Annotated in this window: 13 protein-coding genes; 7 read left to right on the top strand and 6 right to left on the bottom strand. The window is 68.1% G+C overall.

The window, feature by feature from the left end:
* Positions 1-2: 2 nt before the first annotated feature.
* From D0C15_RS35220 to D0C15_RS27205, 5 genes are all read left to right on the top strand, one after another.
* Positions 3-1,199, top strand: a complete 1,197-nt coding sequence (locus D0C15_RS35220; RefSeq protein WP_245976299.1) for an FtsX-like permease family protein — start codon at positions 3-5, stop codon at positions 1,197-1,199.
* Positions 1,200-1,325: 126 nt separating this feature from the next.
* Positions 1,326-1,946: an FtsX-like permease family protein gene (locus D0C15_RS35215; protein ID WP_245976294.1), complete on the top strand. Its 621-nt coding sequence runs from the start codon at positions 1,326-1,328 to the stop codon at positions 1,944-1,946.
* Between the two features lie 96 nt (positions 1,947-2,042).
* The gene (locus tag D0C15_RS27215; RefSeq protein ID WP_116050971.1) at positions 2,043-2,858 is read left to right on the top strand and encodes a siderophore-interacting protein; all 816 of its coding nucleotides are present in this window, start codon (positions 2,043-2,045) and stop codon (positions 2,856-2,858) included.
* A gap of 112 nt (positions 2,859-2,970) precedes the next feature.
* Complete coding sequence (locus tag D0C15_RS27210) at positions 2,971-3,555, top strand: hypothetical protein (protein ID WP_162830270.1); 585 nt, start codon at positions 2,971-2,973, stop codon at positions 3,553-3,555.
* Between the two features lie 135 nt (positions 3,556-3,690).
* Positions 3,691-4,929 (top strand): serine hydrolase domain-containing protein, encoded by a 1,239-nt coding sequence (locus tag D0C15_RS27205; protein WP_116050969.1) that lies wholly within the window; start codon positions 3,691-3,693, stop codon positions 4,927-4,929.
* Between the two features lie 165 nt (positions 4,930-5,094).
* Here the strand turns inward: D0C15_RS27205 and D0C15_RS27200 are convergent, their stop codons facing one another.
* The 6 genes from D0C15_RS27200 to D0C15_RS27175 all read right to left on the bottom strand — a co-directional run bounded on the left by D0C15_RS27200 (position 5,095) and on the right by D0C15_RS27175 (position 12,209).
* A complete protein-coding gene (locus tag D0C15_RS27200) occupies positions 5,095-6,090 on the bottom strand; it encodes a TIGR03842 family LLM class F420-dependent oxidoreductase (protein ID WP_116050968.1) in 996 nt (331 codons plus the stop codon).
* A gap of 9 nt (positions 6,091-6,099) precedes the next feature.
* Positions 6,100-7,500 (bottom strand): dihydropyrimidinase, encoded by a 1,401-nt coding sequence (gene hydA, locus D0C15_RS27195; protein ID WP_116050967.1) that lies wholly within the window; start codon positions 7,498-7,500, stop codon positions 6,100-6,102.
* A gap of 10 nt (positions 7,501-7,510) precedes the next feature.
* A complete protein-coding gene (locus tag D0C15_RS27190; protein ID WP_116050966.1) occupies positions 7,511-8,353 on the bottom strand; it encodes a nitrilase-related carbon-nitrogen hydrolase in 843 nt (280 codons plus the stop codon).
* Complete coding sequence (locus D0C15_RS27185; RefSeq protein WP_116050983.1) at positions 8,304-9,887, bottom strand: NCS1 family nucleobase:cation symporter-1; 1,584 nt, start codon at positions 9,885-9,887, stop codon at positions 8,304-8,306. The genes D0C15_RS27190 and D0C15_RS27185 overlap by 50 nt, the downstream gene beginning before the upstream one ends.
* A 230-nt stretch (positions 9,888-10,117) precedes the next feature.
* Positions 10,118-10,492, bottom strand: coding sequence for an SSI family serine proteinase inhibitor (locus tag D0C15_RS27180; protein ID WP_116050965.1), 375 nt, complete (start codon positions 10,490-10,492; stop codon positions 10,118-10,120).
* A gap of 76 nt (positions 10,493-10,568) precedes the next feature.
* Positions 10,569-12,209 (bottom strand): PucR family transcriptional regulator, encoded by a 1,641-nt coding sequence (locus D0C15_RS27175; RefSeq protein ID WP_116050964.1) that lies wholly within the window; start codon positions 12,207-12,209, stop codon positions 10,569-10,571.
* 180 nt (positions 12,210-12,389) lie between these two features.
* On the opposite strand from D0C15_RS27175, the gene D0C15_RS27170 reads away from it, so the two are divergent.
* Both D0C15_RS27170 and D0C15_RS27165 read left to right on the top strand, forming a co-directional pair.
* Positions 12,390-13,694, top strand: coding sequence for an aspartate aminotransferase family protein (locus D0C15_RS27170; protein ID WP_116050963.1), 1,305 nt, complete (start codon positions 12,390-12,392; stop codon positions 13,692-13,694).
* Entirely contained in the window at positions 13,691-15,187 is a 1,497-nt protein-coding gene (locus tag D0C15_RS27165) for a CoA-acylating methylmalonate-semialdehyde dehydrogenase (RefSeq protein WP_116050962.1), read from the top strand. The genes D0C15_RS27170 and D0C15_RS27165 overlap by 4 nt, the downstream gene beginning before the upstream one ends.

Raw genomic sequence — 15,187 nt, 5'->3', positions numbered from 1 at the left:
TGATGCTGCGCCTGTCGATGAGCACGTTCCGGGAACGCTGGCAGCTGTTCATCGGTGCCATCGTGACCGTGTGTATGGGGGTCGCCCTCGTGCAGTCCTCACTGTTGATCCTGATCTCGGCCGCGACCGCGCAGGCGCCGGCCGGTGTGACCGCCATGGAGCGCGCCGAGATCGAGAACGCCTTCACCGCCGCGATGGCGCTACTCGGCATCACCCTCGGACTTTCGGTGTTCCTCGCGGCCTTCATCGTCAGTTCGACATTCGCGTTCACTGTCGCGCAGCGTCGCCGCGACCTGGCCCTGCTGCGGCTGGTCGGTGGCGCGCGCGGCCAGGTGCGCAGGCTGTTGCTGTCGGAGGCCCTGCTGCTCGGGGTGCTCGGAACCGGCGCCGGGATCCCCGTCGGGCTACTGGTGATGAGGATGCAGGCCTGGCTGCTGACCGAACTGGGATTCCTGCCCGCATTCTTCGTTCCACGATGGCAGGACTGGATTCTCGGGGTGTCCTTCGGGATGGGGGTGGCAGTGGCGCTGGCGGGGGTGTTCGTCGCTTCGCGCCGGGCGGCGAAGGTCCGTCCGCTGGAGGCCCTCAGGGAAACCGGTGCGGCCACGCGCGTGATGACCGTTTCTCGCTGGTTCCTCGGGCTGCTGTTCCTGGCGGGTGCGGTGGCCATGGTGATCGTGGCGGGCGTCGCGGGCCCGGAGGGCGCGATTCCGCTGTCGATCAATGCCGCGTTGGCAGCCGCCGTGGGCCTGTCCGCGCTCAGTCCGCTGTTGGTGCCTCTGGTCGGCCGGTTGTTCGGCCTGGCATTGCGGGGCAGTGTCCTCGGTGGCCTCGCCGAGGCGAACCTGCGGGACGGTGTGCGGCGCAGTGCCTCGACGGCGGCCCCGCTGCTGGTGCTGGTGGGTTTGCTGGTCGGGCAGTTCGGTGCGATGTCCACCATCGCCGCGACGAGTGAGCAGCAGCAGCGTCGAGAACTGGACGCGGACCTGGTGGTCGAGTCCGGCGGCCGTGGGACCGCGCAGCTGGCGGATCTCGCCGGGGTGGCGCTGGTGTCGGCCGAGACGAGAGTGCCGATGTCGGTGACCCGTACGGAGTCCGACGATGACGAGGTGGAGACCGAGACCGAGAACGCGATGGCGCTGGCGGTGGATCCCGTGTCATATCAGAGCGTGCACCGAGACACAGTGGAGAGTGGCTAGCTGGACGAACTGCGTGGGCGAACCGTCGCGATCGGACCGGGAGGCGGCGGCGAAAGCGGCCTCGGCCTCGGCGGCGTCGTCGATGCCCAGGTCGGTGACCGTACGGTCGCACTGCGGATCGTCGCGGTGCTGCCCGCGTCGATGACCGGTGGTCCGGATTTCCTGCTGCCCGCGAGTCTGCCGACTGCCGCGGAGGCCGCCGCGGGATCGACGCGGTCACTGGTCCGGGTGGCTCCAGGTGTGGACGCCTCCGCCGTCGCGGAACGGGTCCGGGCCAGCGGGCTCGGTGAGGCGACCACAATGGACGATTGGATCAGCCGGTCGGCGTCGGCGCAGCAGGACACCCAGACCGGGATCACCGCGGTCGTCATGGGGTTGGGCGGGCTGTACGCATTGATCGCGGTGATCAACGCCGTCGTGATCGCGGCGGCGGAGCGCAGGCGGGAGTTCGCCGCGGCCAGGGTCAGCGGTCTGAGCAGGGGGCAGGTCGTCCGAATGGCGTTGATCGAGTCGTGGGCGGTCTCGGCGATCGGTGTGCTGCTTGGTGGCGTGGCCGCGTCGCTGACCATGATCGGGATTACCTCGGCATTGCAGCGGATCACCGGTTTGTCCGTGGTCGACGTCCAGTGGGCGCTCGTGGCCGCCGTGGCCGCCGGCGCGTTCGTCGTTGTGGGCCTGACCAGCGTGTGGACCACACTTCCGGCCACCAGAGCCGCGCCGGTCTCGCTGATCACCGCGAGGGAGTGACTCCTGCGCGATCGGGTCTCACACGTGCCCTCGCACGGTCCGCTGCTTTGTGAGGGTAGCCTTAGTTCAGATGGACCCGTTCGTTGAGGAGTAGGAATGGCGGAGCGACCCGCACCGAAGGCCAGGCCGTCCACCCGGCTACGGGTGCTGCGGACCGAACGCCTGACCCCGCACATGATCCGGGTAGTCGCCGGTGGCGAGGGGCTGGTGAACTTCCGGCCGAACGAGTTCACCGACAGCTACGTCAAGCTGGTGTTCCCGGTGCCTGGGGTGCGCTACCCGGAGCCGTTCGACACGCAGCGCGTGCGGGCGGAACTGCCGAGGGAACACTGGCCCAGGATGCGGACCTACACCGTGCGCTACTTCGACGAGCGTGCGGGCGAACTGGCGATCGACTTCGTCTACCACGGCGATGAGGGCCTCGCCGGCCCCTGGGCCGCCGCGGTCCGGCCGGGGGACGAGATGCTGATCCTCGGGCCGGGTGGTGCGTACGCCCCGGCCCCGGAGGCCGACTGGCACCTGCTGGTCGGGGACGAGAGCGCGCTGCCCGCGATCGCGGCGACGCTCGAGGCGATGCCCGCTGGGGCACAGGTCTCGGCGCTGATCCTGGTCGAGGACGCGATGGAGGAGCAGGCGCTGGCGACCAAGGCCGATGCCCAGGTGCGGTGGCTGCACCGCAGTGCGGGCGACGACCTCGGCACCACGGTCCGGGCCCTGGACTTCCCCGCCGCGACCGTGCAGGCCTTCGTCCACGGCGAAGCCGGCATCGTGCGGGAACTCCGCGGTCACCTGCTCGACGAGCGCGGCGTGCGCAAGGACCTGCTCTCGATCTCCGGCTACTGGCGCAGGGGCAAGGTCGACGAGGCCTGGCGCGCGGAAAAGGCAGCCGAACGCGAGTCCGCCCGCCCCTGACTTTGCACTTCCAGGGCCTGACTTTGCAGTTCCCGGGCTCGACTTGGCAGTTCCGGGGCCCTGACTTGGCAGTTCGCCGGTGAGTACGGTCGGGCAAGGAAGGAGTCGTCGCTTGAGGACGTCAGCCTGGGTGCGTGTGCCTGGCAAGGGCAGGTTCGCCGTGCACGAGCTGCGCGACGGCATCGGCGTTCTCCCGGACCCGTACGTCTGGTACCGGTACCAGCTGCTGCTGGGAATCCCTGCCGTTGTGGTCGCGATCGCCGTGGGTGTGTTCGTCTGGGACGATCTGGGGTTGGCCGAGTCCGCCGCCTTGTTCCTGCTTGTGACCGTGGTGATCGTCGAAGGACTTCTGCTTCGGATCTCCCGAGGGGTCGGTGAAGTAGGTCGAGCTGCGCTGGGATGGACCGTTCCCGGTAGGCTCGCGCGCCCACCAGTCTTCGGACTACTGGGGCCGAGACACGGCCTGCGAACGGTGTCGGATACGCGCCGTGCGCTTGCGCTTCGTGGGTTCGCGGAGAAGGTGCTGCACGCAAGTTCGATCGCGCAGGCCCGAGTCGTCCGCCGGGGCTGGACGGTCGAGGTGCACCTCCGCACCAAATCTGGTGACGAGCTCACGCTGACGCGGTCGTTTCCCGTCGGCCAACGCAGGTTCCTCGCGATCCTGCGCAGCACGCTGGGCAACAAGCTCGACCTCTGACCGCGACGCGAGCGACTTCGCCGCACAGCCGTGGGGCAGCTTCGTCTACTTCCGCGATCCCGACGGCAACAGCCGGTCTCACTTATCATGGCGCGCTGACAGCAAAGTGCGCGGTTGTCCCGACGAGAGGGTCCGATGACTGAACTGCCTGCGCGGTCCGATCCGGCCGAACTCGGTTTCGACCCCGCGCGGCTCGCGCGGATCGATCGCAGAATGGCCCGCTACGTCGATGAAGGCCTGCTGCCCGGCTGGCTGACAGTGGTGAGCAGGCGTGGCCGGCCTGTGCACGTATCGACTTACGGCAGCCGCGACCTCGAGGCCGACCTGCCGGTGGAGTCGGACACCCGCTGGCGCATCTTCTCCATGACCAAACCGGTCACCTCGGTAGCCGCGATGATGCTGTTCGAGGAGGGGGAGTTCGACCTCACCGACCCGATCTCCCGCTGGTTGCCGGAGTTCGCCCGCCCATCGGTCTACACGAAGGGTTCGTCCCTGCGGCCGGTCACGGAACCGGCCACCGAACCGATCCGGGTGTGGCACCTGCTCACCCACACCGCCGGGCTGACCTACGGCTTCCATCACGCGCATCCGGTCGACGCGCTCTACCGGCAGCGCGGCTTCGAATGGTCGACGCCGCCGGGCATGGATCTCGCGGCCTGCTCGCAGGCATGGGCGGACCTGCCGCTGGTCCACCAGCCCGGTACGGAGTGGAACTACTCCGTGGCCACCGACGTACTCGGCAGGCTGGTCGAGGTGGTGTCCGGCACCACGCTCGACCGCTTCTTCGCGGACCGCATCTTCGGCCCACTCGGGATGACCTCAACGGGCTTCCACGTGGAGGGCGACGCGTTGCACCGCCTCGCGGCGTTGTACGTGCCGAAGCCAGGGACCCGCGAGGCCGTCCGCAACGACGCTTTCGGCGCCGCGATCACCCGGCCGCCCGACTGCCTTTCCGGTGGCGGTGGGCTGGCCTCCACGGCCGCCGACTACCACCGGTTCGTCCAGTTCCTGCTCCGCGGTGGCGAACTGGATGGTGTCCGGTTGCTCAGCCCGAGGACGGTCGAGCTGATGGGCCGCAACCACCTGCCGGGCGACGTCGACCTCGAAGCATTCGGCAGGCCGCTGTTCGCCGAGATGCCCTTCGACGGGTTCGGCTTCGGGCTCGGCTTTTCCGTGCTGCGGGATCCGGTGAAGGCCAAGACCCTTGCCACGGAGGGCGAACTCGCCTGGGGAGGCGCGGCGAGCACCGCGTTCTGGGTGGATCCGGCTCGCGAGATCACCGTGCTGTTCTTCACCCAGCTACTGCCGTCGAGTACGCACCCGTTGCGGCAGCAACTGCGCCAGCTCGTCTACCAGGCGCTGGTGGACCGGTAGTGCCACCGAATCTGCCAACTCGGGCCCCGAATCTGCCAACTCCGGCCCCGAATCTGCAAAGTCGGGCCCCGGATCTGCAAAGTCCGGCCCCGAATCTGCCAACTCGGGCCCCGGATCTGCAAAGTCGGGCCCGGATCTGCAAAGTCGGGCACGGGGTCTGCGAAGTCAGGTCAGGGTGGGGATTACCTCCTTGCCGTAGGCGTGCAGGGTTTGCTCGCGCTGGTCGTGCATCAGGTATAGCGAGAACTGGTCGACCCCCAGGGCGGCCAGTTCCTGTAGCCGTTGCACGTGCGCCTCGGCGGGGCCGAGTAGGCAGAAGCGGTCGACGATCTCGTCCGGGACGAAGTCGGTCGAGGGGTTTCCGGCCCTGCCGTGGTGGGCGTAGTCGTAGCCCTCCCGGCCCGCGATGTAGTCGGTCAGTTCACGCGGTACCGGGCCGGACTCGCCGTAGCGGGAGACCAGGTCCGCGACGTGGTTGCCCACCATCCCGCCGAACCAGCGCAGTTGCTCGCGCTGGTGCGCCAGGTCGCTGCCGACATATGCGGGCGCCGCGACGCAGATGGTAATGCCCTCCGGATCCCGGCCGGCGGCTCGCGCTGCCTCGCGGACCGAGCCGATCGTCCACCGCGCGATGGCCGGATCGGCGGTCTGCAGGATGAACCCGTCGGCGTGCTCGCCCACCGCCCGCAGCGCCTTCGGCCCGTAACCGGCCATCCACATCTCCAGCTTGCCGCCCCGTACCCACGGGATCCGCACCGCGGTCTCGCCGAGCACCACCTCCCTGCCCTCGGCGAGTTCCTTGATGACGTGCATCGCGTCGCGCAGGGTCGCCAGGGTCGACGGCGGCTTTCCCACGACCCGGTGCGCCGAGTCACCCCGGCCGATCCCGCAGACGGTGCGGTTGCCGAACATGTCGTTGAGCGTGGCGAACAGCGACGCCGTCACCGACCAGTCCCGCGGTCCCGGGCTGGTGACCATCGGTCCCACGGTCATCGCCGAGGTCGCGGCCAGGATCTGCGAATAGATGACGAACGGCTCCTGCCACAGCACACAGGAGTCGAACGTCCAGCCGTGGCTGAACCCCTGCTCCTCAGCGGCGACCATCAGCCGGACGACCTCCCGTGCGGGAGGATCGGTCTGCAGCACCACACCGAAATCCATCACACACTCCTAGTTGAGGTACTGGCAGAGATCGCGGGACAGGAACCGGCCGTGCCCGGTGCTGCCGGTGAACCCGTCCGCCGACACCACCACGGTTCCCCTGCTGAGCACGGTCTCGACCCGGCCCATCAGCTCGAAACCCTCGTACGCCGAGTAGTCCACGTTCATGTGGTGGGTCTCGGCGGACAGGGTCTGCCGGGCAGCGGGGTCGTAGATCACGACATCGGCGTCGGAGCCCGGCGCGATGACGCCCTTACGGGGATAGAGCCCGAACATCCGGGCCGGGGTCGTCGAGCACGCCTCGACCCAGCGGGCGAGTGAGATCTCGCCGGCCACCACGCCTTGGTGCAGCAGGTCCATCCGGTGCTCCACGCCCGGCATCCCGTTGGGAATGGCTCGGAAATCGGAGCGCCCGAGTTCCTTCTGATCCTTGAAACAGAAAGGACAGTGATCGGTCGACACCACGGAGAGGTCGTTGGTCCGCAATCCGCGCCACAGGTCCGCCTGATGCGACTTGTCCCGCAGCGGGGGCGACGCGACGTACTTGGCGCCCTCGAAACCTGGCTTCGCCATGTCCTCGATGGACAGATAGAGGTACTGCGGACAGGTCTCCGCGAAGACGTTCTGCCCGGTGTCGCGGGCGCGGGCGACCTCCGCCAGAGCCTGTGCCGCCGACAGGTGCACGATGTACAACGGCGATCCGGTGACCTTCGCCAGGGTGATCGCACGGGAGGTGGCCTCGCCCTCCAGTTCCGGCGGGCGGGTCAGGCCGTGCTGCACCGGATCCGTTTTGCCCTCGGCAACGGCCTGCGCGGCGAGTTCGTCGATCGCGATGCCGTTCTCGGCGTGCATCATGATCGTCGACCCGGTTTCACGGGCCTTGTGCATCGCCCGCAGGATCTCGCCATCGGTGGAGTAGAAGACGCCGGGATAGGCCATGAACATCTTGAAGCTGGTGACCCCGCCGTCGATGCAGGTCTCCATCTCCTTCAGCGAGGTGTCGTTGACATCCGACACGATCATGTGGAACCCGTAGTCGATCGCGCAGTTTCCGTCGGCCTTCCCGTGCCACGTGTCCAAGGTGGACAGCAGCGACGTACCCTTCTTCTGCACGGCGAAGTCGATGATCGTCGTCGTACCACCCCAGGCCGCCGCGGTCGTCCCGGTCGCGAACGTGTCGTGCGAGAACGTCCCGCCGAACGGCATTTCCATATGCGTGTGAGCGTCGATACCACCGGGCATGACGTACTTCCCGGTGGCGTCCAGCACGGAGTCGGCAGTGCCCTTGACGTCGGCGTCGAACCATCCTGGCGCGGTGACCGCCGCGATGGTCTCGCCGTCCACAAGTACGTCGGCCAGGTGAGCACCGGTGCTGCTGAGCACCGTCCCACCGGAGATCAGTGTCCGCATGCGACTCCTCTCATGCCTCGGTCAGTGGTCCGTAGGTATCGGGCCTGCGGTCGCGGTAGAACGCCCACAGGTCCCGGACCTCGGCCAGTTTGGTCATGTCCAGGTCCCTTACGACGATCTCCTCCTCGGAGTCGGACGCCGCCTCGCCGACCAGTTGCCCGCGTGGGTCCGCGAAGTAGGACTGTCCGTAGAAATCGTTGTCGCCCAGTGGTTCCACGCCCACCCGATTGATCGTGCCGACGTAGTACTCGTTGGCGACCGCGGCAGCCGGCTGTTCCAGGCGCCAGAGGTACTCGGACAGGCCCCGGCTGGTGGCGGAGGGATTGAACACGATCTTCGCTCCCGCCAGGCCCAGCGCCCGCCAGCCCTCCGGAAAGTGGCGCTCGTAGCAGATGTAGACACCGATACGTCCCACCGCCGTGTCGAAGACCGGGTAGCCGAGGTTGCCGGGCCGGAAGTAGAACTTCTCCCAGAACCCCTTCACCTGTGGGATGTGGTTCTTGCGGTGCTTGCCGAGATAGGTGCCGTCGGCGTCGATCACCGCCGCGGTGTTGTAGTACAAGCCGGGCTGTTCGGCCTCGTACATCGGCACGATCAGTACGACGCCGTGGCGCTCGGCGACCTCCTGCATTAACCTCGTGGTCGGACCGTCCGGAATGGACTCGGTGTAGGAGTAGTAATCGGTGTCCTGCACCTGGCAGAAATACGGTCCGTAGAACAGTTCCTGCAGGCACACGACCTGAGCGCCCTGCGACGCGGCCTTGGCGATCGCCTCGACCGCGTTCGCGATCATCGACTCCTTGTCACCCGTCCACCGCTGCTGGATCAGGCCTGCTCGCACGATTTCGCTCACTTGTGTCCTCCTGTGGGATGTGCATGTCTGCGCCACGAGACGTGGGCAGGGAGAGCGCCAGAAACACCAAGAACGCCGCGACCAGCCCGACCAGCCAGCTGTAGTCGTAGAACTGCTGGAACAGCGGGATCAGTCCGTCCTCGGGGAACGGACCTTCGCCCGGCGCGGAGTAGGCGCCGCCGACCGCTAGGACGGCGCCCACGGCGGTCGCTACCAGCGCCCGCCAGTTCCACCCGCCGGTGAACCAGTACCGGCCCCCCGGCCCGTCGGCGTAGAGGTCGGCCAGATGCAGCTGGGTCCTTGCCTGCACCCAGTACCCCGCGACCAGCACGCCGGCCACCGCCGCGAGCACTCCGCCGTAGAAGTTCAACCAGGCGAAGATGTAGATGTTGGGATCGGAGATCAACCGCCACGGCTGGATCGCGATACCGATCACGCCGGTGATGAGGCCACCGAGACGGAAGCTGATTCGCTTCGGGAACGCGTTGGAGAAGTCGTAGGACGGGCTGACCACGTTCGCGGCGAGGTTCGCCGACACCGTGGCGAGGCCGAGCCCGAGCAGGGCGAGCACGACCACCAGCGGGGAGTCGAAGCGGGATGCCAACTCGACCGGGTCCCAGATCGCCTCGCCGTAGATCACGATACCCCCGGAGGTGATCATGATCGAGACGATTGCCATGAACGACATCGTCGTCGGCAGACCGAGTATCTGCCCGAATGCCTGCTTGCGCTGACTCGAGCCGAAGCGGGTGAAGTCGGGCATGTTGAGCGACAGCGTGGCCCAGAAGGCGATCATCCCCATCAGCGACGGCGCGAAGATCTTCCAGAAGTCCGCTCCCCAGCCCAGTTGTGATGGTTGCGAGAAGATCGGGCCGAACCCGCCTGCCTTCACCAGCACCCAGATCAGCAGAATCAGGAAGCCGACGGTGACCAGTGGCGCGGTCCAGTTCTCGAACTTGCGAACAGCGTCGATACCGCGCCAGATGATCGCCATCTGGAACGCCCAGAACGCCAGGAACCCGAGCCACATCGTCCATGGTTGCCCGAACACCTCGCCCGCGTTGATCCACTCCGGACCGACGAGTTTGCCGAGGATGACGAAGATCGCCTGTCCGCCGACCCAGGTCTGGATGCCGAACCAGCCGCAGGCGATGAACGCCCGTAGCAGCGCCGCGAGGTTGGCGCCCCTGATCCCGTAGAACGCCCTGGCGAAGATCGGGAACGGAATGCCGAACTTTGTCCCGGCGTGGCTGTTGAGCAACATCGGGATCAGCACGATCAGGTTGCCGAGCGTGATGGTGAGAAATGCCTGCGCCCAGTTCATTCCGATGGCGATCAGGCCGGAGGCGAGCAGGTAGGAGGGAATGTTGTGGGCCATTCCCATCCACAGTGCGAAATAGTTGTAGGTGCTCCAGGTGCGTTTCTCGATGGGCACCGGTGCGAGTTCGTGGTTGAAGTACTGACTACCGTGCACCGACGTGGCGTCGGTGAGCTCGATGCGACCGTCGGGGTGGCGAACCTGGGCTGGCTCCATCACGGCATACTCGGCTCGACCCCGGCCGTCCGGCAGTGTCAGAGTGTTCACCATTGGTGCCGTCACCGCACATTCTGACGATTGCGGAAACGGCCGAACCGCGCGGCTGGGACGAACGACCGGTCAATACTGCTCCGATCGATCCAACGCTGGTCCACATCGGGGAGAGGCTCCGGCCACCGCGATCTGCATCGCGGGGCCGGAGCGCGTGGAATTTCCGTGCGCGACTGTCAGAAGCCGAACACGCCGGAGGACTCGGCCCCGGCGACACACGCGTTGGGGTAGACGGTCTCGAAGTCGACCGGCTCACCGCGCCAGTGGCCGTGCGCGGTCGCCTGCACCGGGGCGTAGATCAGTGCGCAGGCCACGTCCTCGGTCTCCAGGTCCTCGAACTCGCCGTCCGCACGGGCCAGTGCCGCGCAGGCCTCGCCAGGCGAGGGATGGTTGCCGGCCGCGGGATCGCAGTGCAGGACGACCGTCTTCGTGCTGCCGTTGACGTCGTGGGTCGCCAGGGTGAGCGCCGAGTCGGTGGGGGTTGCCGGTCCGCCGATGCACATCAGGGTGAGAGCGCAGGCGGACAGGGGCTCGAAGGGGAACAATGCCATGCCTTCTCTATCGGCACGCCGAACCCGGTCACTGTGTGACTCGCCCGAGTGAAAATTGACTACCCGATCGTGGTGTTCAGCCGGCCCCGTTGTTGTTCCTGCCCTCCCGGACGTCGAGGGCGAGCAGGGCGACATGCAGCGAGAGCATCGACTCCGGGTCTTCAAGTGCCACCCCGAGTACCTGCTCGATCCGGGCGAGCTGCTGGTAGAAGGCGGTCCGTGAGGTGTGGGCCGCCGCGGCGGCGGCGGACTTGTTTCCGCCGTGTGCGCAGAAGTGCCGCAGCGCCTGCACGAGTCTGCTGCCGGTAGCCGCGTCCCTGGCCTGCAGCGCACTCAGCTCCCGTCCCACGAAGGCCGTCACCCGATCGTCGTCGGCCAGCAGGTGCAGTAGCCCACGGAGCCGGACGTCCTCGAGGCGGTGGTAGGCCCCCTGTCGATCGGTGGCCCCGGCGCCGGTCGCCGCCGCGACGTGTCCGGCCTCGGTGAGGCTGCGTCCCGCGTCGGCCGCGGCCTCGACCACGCTGCCGACGGCGATCACCGCGGGCACGGTGCTGCGGTGCTGGTGGATCTCGCGAGCCACCCTCCGCAGGACGGCTTCGGCGTCCGCGCCGGGCGACAGCGAGACAAGGGCGTTGACCTCGGTGTCGCCCGTGTCGGCCACCAGTGCGCAGACTCGCGCCCTGCGCGCGGCGAGCGCGGTGGCCTCGGCGAGGTCACGCAGTAGCGGGGCGACGGCGGCGGCCGGAGCGGGAGACGCGGCGGTGGTGAGTCGCGGCCGGATGGCGACGCCGATGAGCCGTCTGTCGTTCAGTTCGACGGCCAGCGCCGCCGAGCGGGCGAGGACCTCCGCCGACGGCGCGGGACAGCGGAGCAGCTCGGTGAGAACCGCCCTGTGTGCCTGCCGCTCGAGGCTCTCGCCCTCCCTGGCGAGCAACCGGTACACCGCGAGCGCCGAGGCCGCCCGCTCCGCGACGACGATGTGCCGGTGTGGCGGCGATTCCGCGGACAACAGCACGAGCCTGCCCCAGTCGTGCCCACGAGCGCCGACGATCGTGACGAGCCATCCCGCGGCCTGGTGGTAGCCAGTGCGATCGCCGAGGCGAACGCCCTTGGAGCGAGACTGCCACCGGTGCAACAGCTCGCCGGGTTCGGTACCGGCGGCGTCGTAGGCCAGCACCTCGTGTGACAGCGTCTCCAGCACCACCGGCAGTTCGGTGCTGCGCGCGACCTCCCGCAGTACCTCGCCAGGCTCCGCGCCGGCGACGGTCAGTGCCGTGAACGCCTCGTGGACCTGCTCCGCGGCCCGCAACTCGGCCACCTGGTTGTCCACGATCAGCCCGTTGACGGTTTCGGTCACGGTGACGTAGCGGGTCTCTCTCGACAGCGTGACCAGTGGGATCCCGTGGCGGTCCGCGGCCTCGCACAGCGCGGATGGCAGCACATCGTTCCAGTGCCGCACCAGCTCCACGACGACGCCCGAGGCGCCGACGGCGGCCAGTTCGCGGATGTAGCTCGTGAGCGCGGCCTCGTCGTCGGGGAGTGCGATGCCGGTGGTGAGCACGAGCTCGCCACCCCTGAGCAGATGAGCGATGTCGGCGACCTCGGCCACGTGCACCCAGCGGACCCTGCGGTCCAGTCCTTCGGCGCCCGCGGCGACCCTGGGACCGCCGTGCCGGATCACCGGTAGTGCCAGCACATCCGCAACAGTTGGATACATCGCACCTCCTGCCTGCGGAGTCACGAGCCCGCGCATCGGCGCGAGCCACGGAATCGATCAGGCACAGACTGTACGGCCGCGACCCTTAGTCCGTACATGTTGCGGGTGGCGGCGCCGAGGCCGCTGCGGCAAAACTCGCGGAGGAGGCGGAACACCGTGTCGCGGCGAAGGGAACGGCGCATGACGGAGGCAGATCTGCTGGCTCGGCACCGAGCTGTGCTACCGAACTGGCTGGCGCTGTACTACCAGGAACCGCTCGAGATCGTCCGCGCCAACGGCAGGCACGTGACGGACGCGCAGGGGCGAACCTACCTCGACTTCTTCGCCGGAATCCTGACCAACGCCATCGGCTACGGCGTCGCGGAGATCTCCGATGCGGTTCGCTCCCAGCTCGACACCGGCGTCCTGCACACCTCGACCCTCTACCTGATCCGTAAGCAGGTCGAACTCGCCGAGCGCATCGCCGAACTCTCCGGAATCCCGGACGCCAAGGTCTTCTTCACCAGTTCCGGCACGGAGGCCAACGAGACCGCGCTGATGCTGGCCACGCAGTACCGGCGCAGCAACCAGATCCTCGCGTTGCGAAACTCCTACCACGGCAGGGCGTTCGCGACCGTTGGCATCACCGGTAACCGCGGCTGGTCGGCCACCTCGCTTTCGCCGGTGAAGGTCAGTTACGTGCACGGCGGGTACCGGTACCGGGGACCGTTCGCGGGCTGGTCCGACGCCGACTACATCGCCGCGTGTGTACAGGATCTGCGCGACGTCCTGCAGACCACCACCTCCGGCGACGTCGCGGCGATGATCGCTGAGCCGATCCAGGGCGTCGGCGGGTTCAACGTGCCGCCGGACGGGCTGTTCGCAGCGTTCAAGGAGGTGTTGGACGAGTACGGCATTCTGCTGATCTCCGACGAGGTGCAGACCGGCTGGGGGCGGACCGGCGAGCACTTCTGGGGTATCGGCGCGCACGGCGTCACCCCGGACGCCATGACGTTCGCGAAGGGACTGGGCAACGGCCTCGCGATCGGCGGTGTCGTGGCCCGTGGCGAGCTGATGGACTGCCTCAACGCCAACTCGATCTCCACCTTCGGCGGCAACCCACTCGCCACGGCGGGCGCCGCCGCGACCCTGGAGTACCTGCTCGACCACGATCTGCAGGGCAATGTGGCCAAGCTCGGGGACCGGCTGCTCGCCGGACTGCGCGAGATCGGTGCGCGCAGCGGCATCGTCGGCGACGTCCGGGGCAAGGGGCTGATGATCGGCATCGAGCTGGTGGAGCCGGGCGGCAGCGAACCGAGCCCGGCCGCCGCGAGTTCGGTGCTGGAACACACCCGGGAGCGTGGACTGCTGGTCGGCAAGGGCGGGCTGCACAACAATGTCATCCGGCTGGCCCCGCCGATGACACTGACCGGCGACGAGGCCGAGCAGGCACTGGACATTCTCGGCGAGAGCATCGTCGAGGCAGGCAAGGAGCGCACCACGTGACTACCCGAATCAGCCACTGGATCGACGGCAAGGCCTGGTCCGGGGTGGCTGAGCGCACCGGCGAGGTTTTCGACCCGGCGGCGGGCACCGTCCAGGCACACGTCGATCTCGCGGCGCCGGAGCAGATACAGGAGGCGGTCGCGGCGGCGAAACGTGCGCTGCCCGGCTGGCGGTCCACCTCGCTCGCGGCCAGGACCAGGGTGATGTTCGCGTTCCGTGAGCTGCTCTCGGCCCGCAAGGACGAGCTGGCCAGGATCGTCACAGCCGAACACGGCAAGGTCGTGTCCGATGCGGCGGGCGAGATCGCGCGGGCGATCGAGAACGTGGAGTACGCCTGCGGCGCAGCGCAGGTACTGAAGGGCGGATACACCGAGAACGCCTCCACCGGGGTGGACGTCTACTCGATCGCGCAGCCGCTCGGCGTGGTCGGGGTGATCTCGCCGTTCAACTTCCCCGCGATGGTCCCGCTGTGGTTTGTGCCGAACGCCATCGCGTGCGGCAACACGGTGGTACTCAAACCGAGCGAGAAGGATCCCTCCGCGGCCAACTTCATCGCCGAACTCTTCGCCGAGGCGGGCCTGCCCGACGGCGTGCTCAACGTGCTGCACGGCGACAAGGTGGCCGTCGACGGCCTGCTGGAACACCCGGACGTCAAGGCGATCTCGTTCGTCGGCTCCACGCCGATCGCGCGGTATGTGTATGAGACCGGTACCCGGCACGGAAAGCGGGTGCAGGCACTCGGCGGGGCCAAGAACCACATGGTCGTCCTGCCCGACGCCGATCTGGACCTCGCCGCCGACGCCGCGGTCTCCGCCGGCTTCGGCTCGGCGGGGGAGCGCTGCATGGCGGTGTCCGTGGTGGTGGCGGTCGACCCGGTCGGGGACGAGCTGGTCGCCAAGATCGCCGAACGGATCAGCGGACTGAAGGTCGGCGACGGCAGGCAGCCGGACTCGGAGATGGGCCCGCTGGTCACCGCCGCCCACCGGGACCGGGTGGCGAGCTACCTCGACTCCGGGGTCGCCGAAGGAGCCGAACTCGTCGTCGACGGCCGCACGGTCGAGGTGGCGGACGGCCAGGACGGCTTCTGGCTCGGGCCGACCCTGTTCGACCGGGTGGAGCCGGGCATGTCGATCCACCGCGACGAGGTCTTCGGCCCGATGCTCTCCGTGGTGCGCAGGCCTACCTACGAGACGGCCCTTGAGCTGGTCAACGCCAACCCGTACGGCAACGGGACGGCGATCTTCACCAACGACGGCGGTGCCGCTCGGCGGTTCCAGAACGAGGTCGAGGTCGGCATGGTCGGGGTGAACGTGCCGATCCCGGTGCCCGTGGCCTATTACTCCTTCGGCGGGTGGAAGGACTCGCTGTTCGGTGACAGCCACGCCTACGGACCGGAAGGTGTCCACTTTTTCACCAGGACCAAGGTCGTCACCTCGCGCTGGCTGGACCCGTCCCACGGCGGCGTCGAACTCGGTTTCCCGCGCAACAGCTGA

The sequence above is a fragment of the Amycolatopsis palatopharyngis genome (assembly GCF_003385185.1).
Lineage (GTDB): Bacteria > Actinomycetota > Actinomycetes > Mycobacteriales > Pseudonocardiaceae > Amycolatopsis > Amycolatopsis palatopharyngis.
Note: the sequence above shows the minus strand (reverse complement) of the source record. Positions and strands in the feature narration are given on the sequence as shown.

Bases quoted from the DNA above. Each gene is read 5' to 3' on its own strand.
- D0C15_RS27215 (WP_116050971.1), top strand. From the start codon at position 2,043: ATGGCGGAGCGACCCGCACCGAAGGCCAGGCCGTCCACCCGGCTACGG.
- hydA (WP_116050967.1), bottom strand. From the start codon at position 7,500: ATGCGGACACTGATCTCCGGTGGGACGGTGCTCAGCAGCACCGGTGCT.
- D0C15_RS27175 (WP_116050964.1), bottom strand. From the start codon at position 12,209: ATGTATCCAACTGTTGCGGATGTGCTGGCACTACCGGTGATCCGGCAC.
- D0C15_RS27180 (WP_116050965.1), bottom strand. From the start codon at position 10,492: ATGGCATTGTTCCCCTTCGAGCCCCTGTCCGCCTGCGCTCTCACCCTG.
- D0C15_RS35220 (WP_245976299.1), top strand. From the start codon at position 3: ATGCTGCGCCTGTCGATGAGCACGTTCCGGGAACGCTGGCAGCTGTTC.
- D0C15_RS27200 (WP_116050968.1), bottom strand. From the start codon at position 6,090: ATGGATTTCGGTGTGGTGCTGCAGACCGATCCTCCCGCACGGGAGGTC.
- D0C15_RS27205 (WP_116050969.1), top strand. From the start codon at position 3,691: ATGACTGAACTGCCTGCGCGGTCCGATCCGGCCGAACTCGGTTTCGAC.
- D0C15_RS27170 (WP_116050963.1), top strand. From the start codon at position 12,390: ATGACGGAGGCAGATCTGCTGGCTCGGCACCGAGCTGTGCTACCGAAC.
- D0C15_RS27185 (WP_116050983.1), bottom strand. From the start codon at position 9,887: ATGGAGCCAGCCCAGGTTCGCCACCCCGACGGTCGCATCGAGCTCACC.